Genomic DNA, 6489 nt, shown 5'->3' with positions numbered 1-6489 from the left:
CTGCTTCTGTCTACGGTTGCATAGGCAGTCCTTATTCCTTTTCTCGTGAATTCATATGCCATGTTCAGCATTAGCGTAGTCTTTCCCTGAGAGGGCCTCGAACCTATTACGATAAGGTCCGTTTCTCTCATAGGTTGAAGAATATCGTTCAGTTTCTCTATCGGCCATCTGTATTCAGACATTTCATTCACCTCCAAAATTTGAGTCGTGGTAGCGGGTGCGAGGTAGGGGGTAGGTCAAGATCTTACGAACCTGTAGCCCCGTACCCCCAGCGTTCAGCCATCAGTGAGTCTTTGTCCTTCCCAACGGATCCTTGCTCCTCCCAGCGTCAGCGTTCAGCCATCAGCGGCTCTCTGATCTTCACAGCGCGTCTAAGGACAAAGCAACCGTTTGGAACTAGTTACTCTCCTGGTGTTCGAACTCGGAGAACGGAGAACGGTCAACCGCGCGCCGGTTTTTTCCTACCCATTCCTCAATAACCTCCTTTCCGTCGAAGAGATCGGCTATAGTGATCGATTTGCCGAGTCTGTCTTCGTAGAAGCTCTGCAGACTTCCCCCGAAAAAGCCGAATAGATCGAGGATCATACCGGCGATAATGTATCTTCTGCTTTGCTCTTCCTTATTCAGGTTCTCTAGTGCCTTGCCTGCAAGAAAGTAGTTTTTCGGAGTCCGGGGATCGAGTCTCAGTAACTTCTGTACCCAGGCGAGGGCGTCGAGAGGCCTCTCGGTTTCGAGGTAAAGGTAAACAAGCTCTTCCACAGCTTTCATGTTGTCTTTATCTTCCGAAAGTGCGGCCCTGAACATCAGTTCGGATTTGTAAGGCTTGTTTCTCTTCTTGTAGATCATTCCGAGGAATACCATCCCCTCTATGTCGTTCGGTTTTCTTGAGTAATGCTCCTCGATAAGAGATTCAGCCGTCTCCGTGTCATCGAAGAGATAGGAAATATGACCGAGATCCCACAGCTCTTCATCGTTCAGTGTCGGCCATCGCTCAAATTCACTCACGACAGATACCGCCTCTTCGGTCTTCGAAGAGGTTTGACTGTCCTTTGTGTCATGAACTGTTTCCGGAACACTCTCCTTCTTTGAGAGATCGTTTATTATCTCGTGATAAAGTTTGAACGCCTCTTTCCAACTTCCGTCCAGAAGCAAAGCCAAAGTCTTGGTTATTCTGTCTTCCATCACATTTCTCCTTTCGTCGAAATAGTTGCAAGCATAAGAATCGCTGTACGCTGGAATAGCGGTCCTCCGTCAGCCGTCATCGGTCCTCCGATTTTTCAAGAGATTTGGAGAGTTTCCAGAGCATTCTATTAATGCTTTCGGCCTTCTTTTCGATTAGATCAAGCTGATCTCGATTCAGATAGCCAAACTCAAAGGAAATCTCCAACTGGGCCACTGTCTCGTTCAAGGAACCGCGGGCAAGATAGAGAAAATGGTCAAACTCTTTCTTGTATTTCCTCCCTGCTCCTTCAGCAATATTCGACATAACTGAAATCGCTGCCCTTCTTAACTGAGCGACAAGACCAAACTTCTCATCTGAAGGAAAGTATGAAGTTAATTCATACACATCCTTTGCGAAGGACTTGCTTACTTTCCAGACTTCCAGATTCTTGAAACCAAACGACATTTCAAACCTCCATAACTCTTGAGTATTTCTGGCACAGTCGCCTAATTCGGCGGACGGGGGACCGTTGACCCTTGACCTTGTTCTTCTTGTTGCCTTTGCTCTACCCAGCGTTCAGCGTTTTCTAGCCAAGCGTGTTTTCTTCTCCCAGCGGCTCTTTCGTCCATGCCACATACCTTTCCCTCTTCTTCTCACGGTAAGAGCCGACTCCTTCCAGACGCATGATTGCAGTCCTCTCACCCAGCCTGCTGAAGATCCTTGCCCCGACGGTTAAGTCGAAATCTGTCAAGTTCAGGTTGGAGGTTATTATCGTTCCCGCACCCTGTTCATACCTGTGGTTTATCAGTTCGAATATCTTGTCTGTGGTCATCTTGTTTTCCGTCTCGTTGCTGAGGTCGTCTATAACGAGAAGGTCAACCCCCGAACACTCCTGTATCTTCTCGCAAACAGTCTTGAAGTCTCCGATCTTAAGAGACGGGGCCGTTATGAAAGCTACGGTGTCTCCCATATTGACCGCCTCTATCGCTATTCCCGCAGCGAGGTGAGTCTTTCCGGTCCCGTAGCCTCCCAGAAGCACGAAGTTCGACCCGATCTTCCACGCCCTGTGTCTCACGTACTTCTTCGAGAGGTCGAGCGCCCTTTCTGTAACTTCGTCTTCGGGGATGAAGTTGTCAAGTCTTCTCTCCCATAATCCCTTGGGAAGGACTTTTATCAGCCTCTCCATGTTTTCCCTCACCCTTCTGAATTCTTTGTATATCGAGCACTCGTACATGAGGTCGCTGTAGCGTGGATCTTCGCTGGCGTAGATTATGTATCCCCCGTAAGGGCACTTCTCCGGACCGGGACAGTTCCTCATGCACTCTTCTATCGCCTCGTCCTTGCTATACCGTGTATTTGAGGAGTTCTTCATATGTTTTGGGTCTTTCTCTTGCTGGATTCTTGAACTTTTCGATAGGATCTCTAAACGGTTCAGAATCGCTCCAATCTTTTCTTCCATTTTTCTTCACTCTCCTTCCGAAGGCTCCCCTGAGGAGGGGCTGCATTAGATACTCGAAGCCTATCTCTTCGAGTACCTCGTGTTTCGATCTGTCTATAGCTATGATCGCGGTCTTTATCTGGGAGGGATAGCATTTCCTCAGGGCTTCTCTAAGCAGGGGAATCCATTCCCTCTCGAAGGGCCCTATTATCGCCTCCCAGGTCTCCATTACGTCTCTCTCGTATCTCGAACAGGACTCGAGGTATGAGAAATCTTCCTGACCTTCCTCACTCTGCTTTTCTCCAGGATCGTTCATCTCGAACAGCGGAACGACTACACAGTCTTCAGGCGGGACTTCTTCCGGAGGTCCGGCTTCGCCATTACGAGGTTTATCTTTCGAATTCGATTTGATTTCGGACGATGAAACGGCAACTTCGCCGGGAGAAAACTCACCACGACTAATCTCTCCGCGATCGGCACTGCCATTTTCCGGGACACCGGATACTGGCCCTATGACCGTAACAATCTCCGAAGAATCGGCAGTCTGTTTCGTCGATGATTTTCTTGCTGCTTCACTGTTTAGCAAAGGGTCATCATTCTCTTCATTCTTCACCCCTTCTCCTGTCGATTGCGAAAGTGAAACTTTCGTTTCTCCGTAAGGAGAAAGAATGTTTTTAGGTTTTGTTTTGTCTTGTTTTGTTTTGTTTATATATAATGTGCGTGTGCGTGGTTCGCGCGAAAGTTGCGCATGGTCTGCGCATGACTTGCGCGTAGAATCTTCGCCATTATACATTTCCGATGAACGCTCTTCCAGTTCTGAAGAGGTTTCTATTAACTCATCACCGTGCGCGGAAAGTGCGCATGGATTGCTCACACATTGCGTTGAAGATGCGCGTAGAAATGTTCCCGAGAAAGAGTACTCTCCGCTCCTGCCTGTATCGCCTGAAGAATAGCTTATAATGCCGGTTTCAATCAGTTTGCTTCTCGCCCATCTCACCTGATTTCTCGTCCAGCCGAATTCTTTTCTGAAAACACTGGCAGGCAGGGAAAAACTCTCGGGCCAGAATAACTCATTCGCCCTGTCGAGAAGGAAGAAGAACATGGAGATCTCCTTTTCATTGAAATGAAACCGCCTGTGCTGTATCCAGAAGTTGTTGATCAGTTCTATGTAATTCATACTAAAACCTCCAGTCAAAGATCGGACAGATGTGAGAGGTATGAGGCTAGAGGTTAGAAAGGCAGGATCTAATTGCTCTTCTTACGTCTTCCCTCTGGCCTCTTACATCTTTTTCAAAAGCTATGCTTTCCTGAACCTCCTCACCGGCTTCAGCTTTTCTTTCTTCTCGTAAGCATCTTCGGGAAGATAGTCGACCAGTTCGGACAGGTTCCTGAACGTGATGAATTTGAATGGATCTGGAAGGCCTACGACGGTATCCAGCGCCGCCTCTCTATCCAGAAGCCTTATCTGCGTTGGAGCCTCATCGCTCGCGTACTCGTATCCCTGAAGCTCTACCTTTCCTATCCCTTCCCTCTCTATGAATTCATCTGCGAGCTTCTTCATCTTCTTCGCCCCTTCCTGAAAGGCGACCGTCTTCTGAAGGGTGTTCTTCAATGAATCACTGTCGGTAATCATGAGGTCCTCTCCAAGCTTTTCCATTAAGGGACAGAAGGAATGATAGAGACAGTAAGAGCAGTGATCTCCTGCTTCGGGTGAAAAATCGCTCTTAAGGATCTGGCTTATCCAGGCGTGAAGATTGATCCCGGCCTCTTCGAGATTTTCCTTTGTCACCTCTTTTGAAGTCGAAGCCCCCGCAGAAAGAGAGACCCATTCAATCCTTCCTATCTCGTATCCCTGTCTCGAGAGAGCCCAGGCGTAAAGAAACAGCCTCTCCCAGTCGGGATCACCGAAACCTGCCTTGAAGTGGCAGAGAACGAGCCGAGCATGAGGCGAGGCGTGAGAGGTTAGGGGTGAGAAGAGCTCTGGATCTTCCCCTTTCAAGTCTTCTATATCCCGTACTCCTTTCTCAAAGAAATCCGATTCGTTGGTTACGGCCTTTCTTACATCTGACCTCTTACCTCTGACATCGCGCTCATCTTCATAGAGCGCCTGCGCTACGCCCCTAAACACCACTTCCGGTTCGTCGAAGGGAACGGGATTGGAGAATCTATCCAGCGCGAAGGGAATATTTAGAGCTACAACATCTTTGCTATTGAGGAATTGAACTCCGAACTCTATCTGGTCTAGGTCCCTCTTCAGATTCTCTCCAAAGAGGAGAGGAGTAGGAGAATTGCCGAGATAAGAATTGAACATCGCCCTCAGAATGAGGCCGTTGTGTTTTCTCCCCTCTCCCTGCGCTTCGGGCAGTCCCTCAAAATAGCGGAGATAGAACCTGTGAGGACATTCCACGAAGGATTTGATTCTTGAATACGATAGTGGGAACGGCTGGCGGTTCTCCGTCACCCGTTCTCCGTTTTGGGATTTCTCAAGAGCTAATTTTTCAGAGAACGCAAGCCCAGGTTTGCAGGTTGGATAAGAACCTTCAGAACCAAAACCCTTCACTTCTTCTGCGGGAATTGACGAAGTAATATCACTGTTGCAAAAAGGGTAAACAGATTTAGACCTTTCCCTTTTGAAAGTGGTAGTATTTAGTTGGGTGTTTATACATTTGTTTCTTGAGAGCGGATTTCCTGGCAGAGGTCCGTTCTCGTTTTTTACTGCCGGATTCATGGCGAATCACCTTCCTTTCTTGAATTCAGTTCCAAGTTCCAAGTTGTTGGATGCAAGAACAAGAGCCGCTTTTCGCTGATGGCTATTCGCTGCGAAGAGCAATTCGTACTTTATCGCGCAAAAGTAAGTATCAGTTTGGCAACAAGATCAGAACCAGATTCTGACCAGAAGCTTTGTCAGAATGACGAAAAGTAAGAAAAATATCATCCCTGACTTGCCTCATTCTGTCATCCCGTGACACTTACCTGATGAGCCTGTTTCAAAACGATTCTGAGTAGGAGTTCTTTTCAAAGATCATATGCTGGATCTGTTTTCCCTTCGAGTTTCTAGTAGTCTCGAATGGGTTTTTCTCGAAGCGAAGCTTCGTCTCAAACTCAAAGCATCTTCTCGCTCTTCAATTAGCCTTCTCGGAGGACGGTAGACCGTTGACCGATGACCTTCTTCATCCGTCATTTTGTGCCTCCTTTGTTGTCAGTTCTCTCATGGCGTTCTCATATAAGGCTATGTCGTAACCGAGACTGTAGAGATACATGAGATCCTTGTAGCCGGGAAATCTGGAAGTCCTTGTGAAACAGGGGAAGATCCTCTCCACCGGAACGCCCAGAAAACGGGCAAGAGTATCGGCGTTTCTGAAACCGGGAATTATCCTTCCCAGCTCTACCTCGGAGATATACTTCTGGTCCTTGCCTATCACCTCTCCGAGCTCCCTCTGGCTAAGTTCTCTCATGATCCTCTCATCGCGCAGGTTGCCCATAAATCACCTCCTCTCTCCATGGTTTGAGTTCATCCAGAACTCAATTGTCTGAATGCAACGGCTATGAAGCCCTGGATATACTCCAGATTAACTTTCATATTCTTGCGAACAAAATCGGTTTGTTTGAACGCTGTGTAGCTTTAACTAAACTTGCGCAGACTCTTCCCGTTCAGAAAATTATCATGCCGTTATTAAGGCGACAGACCTGAAGATGAGTTCTTGAAGAAAGAAACCCTTAAACAAAGAAAACAAAAGATATAAGCAGTCTTTCCGAAAACTTCCATATTTTGAAAAACCTCCATCGGCTCCGTTAGTCAATCAAAACAGGGTGTATATATTCTATATCATTCCCATAAACGCTGTCAAGAACTGTTCGTGAGCTATTCGGCATTGAGAGACCCGGAGCG

At 47.4% G+C, this 6489-nt stretch carries 7 protein-coding genes; all 7 read right to left on the bottom strand.

The annotated features are described in order from the left end of the window. Positions 1 to 182, bottom strand: a 182-nt coding sequence (locus tag BG32_RS10160; RefSeq protein ID WP_220660327.1) for a DnaB-like helicase C-terminal domain-containing protein, incomplete at its 3' end; no start/stop codon positions are given. A 214-nt stretch (positions 183 to 396) separates the two neighbouring features. Then, positions 397 to 1182 carry a M48 family metallopeptidase gene (locus tag BG32_RS10155; protein WP_121526786.1) on the bottom strand — a complete coding sequence of 262 codons (786 nt, stop codon included), beginning with the start codon at positions 1180 to 1182 and terminating at the stop codon, positions 397 to 399. Positions 1183 to 1258: 76 nt separating this feature from the next. Further along, on the bottom strand, positions 1259 to 1627 hold the full coding sequence (locus BG32_RS10150) for a four helix bundle protein (protein ID WP_121526785.1): 369 nt from the start codon (positions 1625 to 1627) through the stop codon (positions 1259 to 1261). A gap of 121 nt (positions 1628 to 1748) precedes the next feature. Continuing rightward, entirely contained in the window at positions 1749 to 2480 is a 732-nt protein-coding gene (locus BG32_RS10145) for an ATP-binding protein (RefSeq protein WP_259459669.1), read from the bottom strand. A gap of 25 nt (positions 2481 to 2505) precedes the next feature. Continuing rightward, positions 2506 to 3777: a hypothetical protein gene (locus BG32_RS10140; protein WP_121526783.1), complete on the bottom strand. Its 1272-nt coding sequence runs from the start codon at positions 3775 to 3777 to the stop codon at positions 2506 to 2508. Positions 3778 to 3897: 120 nt separating this feature from the next. Then, complete coding sequence (locus BG32_RS10135) at positions 3898 to 5328, bottom strand: PD-(D/E)XK nuclease family protein (protein ID WP_121526782.1); 1431 nt, start codon at positions 5326 to 5328, stop codon at positions 3898 to 3900. A gap of 442 nt (positions 5329 to 5770) precedes the next feature. Then, entirely contained in the window at positions 5771 to 6082 is a 312-nt protein-coding gene (locus BG32_RS10130; protein WP_121526781.1) for a helix-turn-helix transcriptional regulator, read from the bottom strand. Between the last annotated feature and the right edge of the window lie 407 nt (positions 6083 to 6489).

Source organism: Mesotoga sp. HF07.pep.5.2.highcov, from assembly GCF_003666285.1.
GTDB lineage: Bacteria > Thermotogota > Thermotogae > Petrotogales > Kosmotogaceae > Mesotoga > Mesotoga prima.
This window is presented reverse-complemented; position numbering and strand designations above follow the sequence as displayed.

Excerpts from the sequence above, each read along its gene's own strand:
- BG32_RS10155 (WP_121526786.1), bottom strand. The coding sequence starts at position 1,182 with ATGGAAGACAGAATAACCAAGACTTTGGCTTTGCTTCTGGACGGAAGT.
- BG32_RS10150 (WP_121526785.1), bottom strand. The coding sequence starts at position 1,627 with ATGTCGTTTGGTTTCAAGAATCTGGAAGTCTGGAAAGTAAGCAAGTCC.
- BG32_RS10145 (WP_259459669.1), bottom strand. The coding sequence starts at position 2,480 with ATGAGGAACTGTCCCGGTCCGGAGAAGTGCCCTTACGGGGGATACATA.
- BG32_RS10140 (WP_121526783.1), bottom strand. The coding sequence starts at position 3,777 with ATGAATTACATAGAACTGATCAACAACTTCTGGATACAGCACAGGCGG.
- BG32_RS10135 (WP_121526782.1), bottom strand. The coding sequence starts at position 5,328 with ATGAATCCGGCAGTAAAAAACGAGAACGGACCTCTGCCAGGAAATCCG.
- BG32_RS10130 (WP_121526781.1), bottom strand. The coding sequence starts at position 6,082 with ATGGGCAACCTGCGCGATGAGAGGATCATGAGAGAACTTAGCCAGAGG.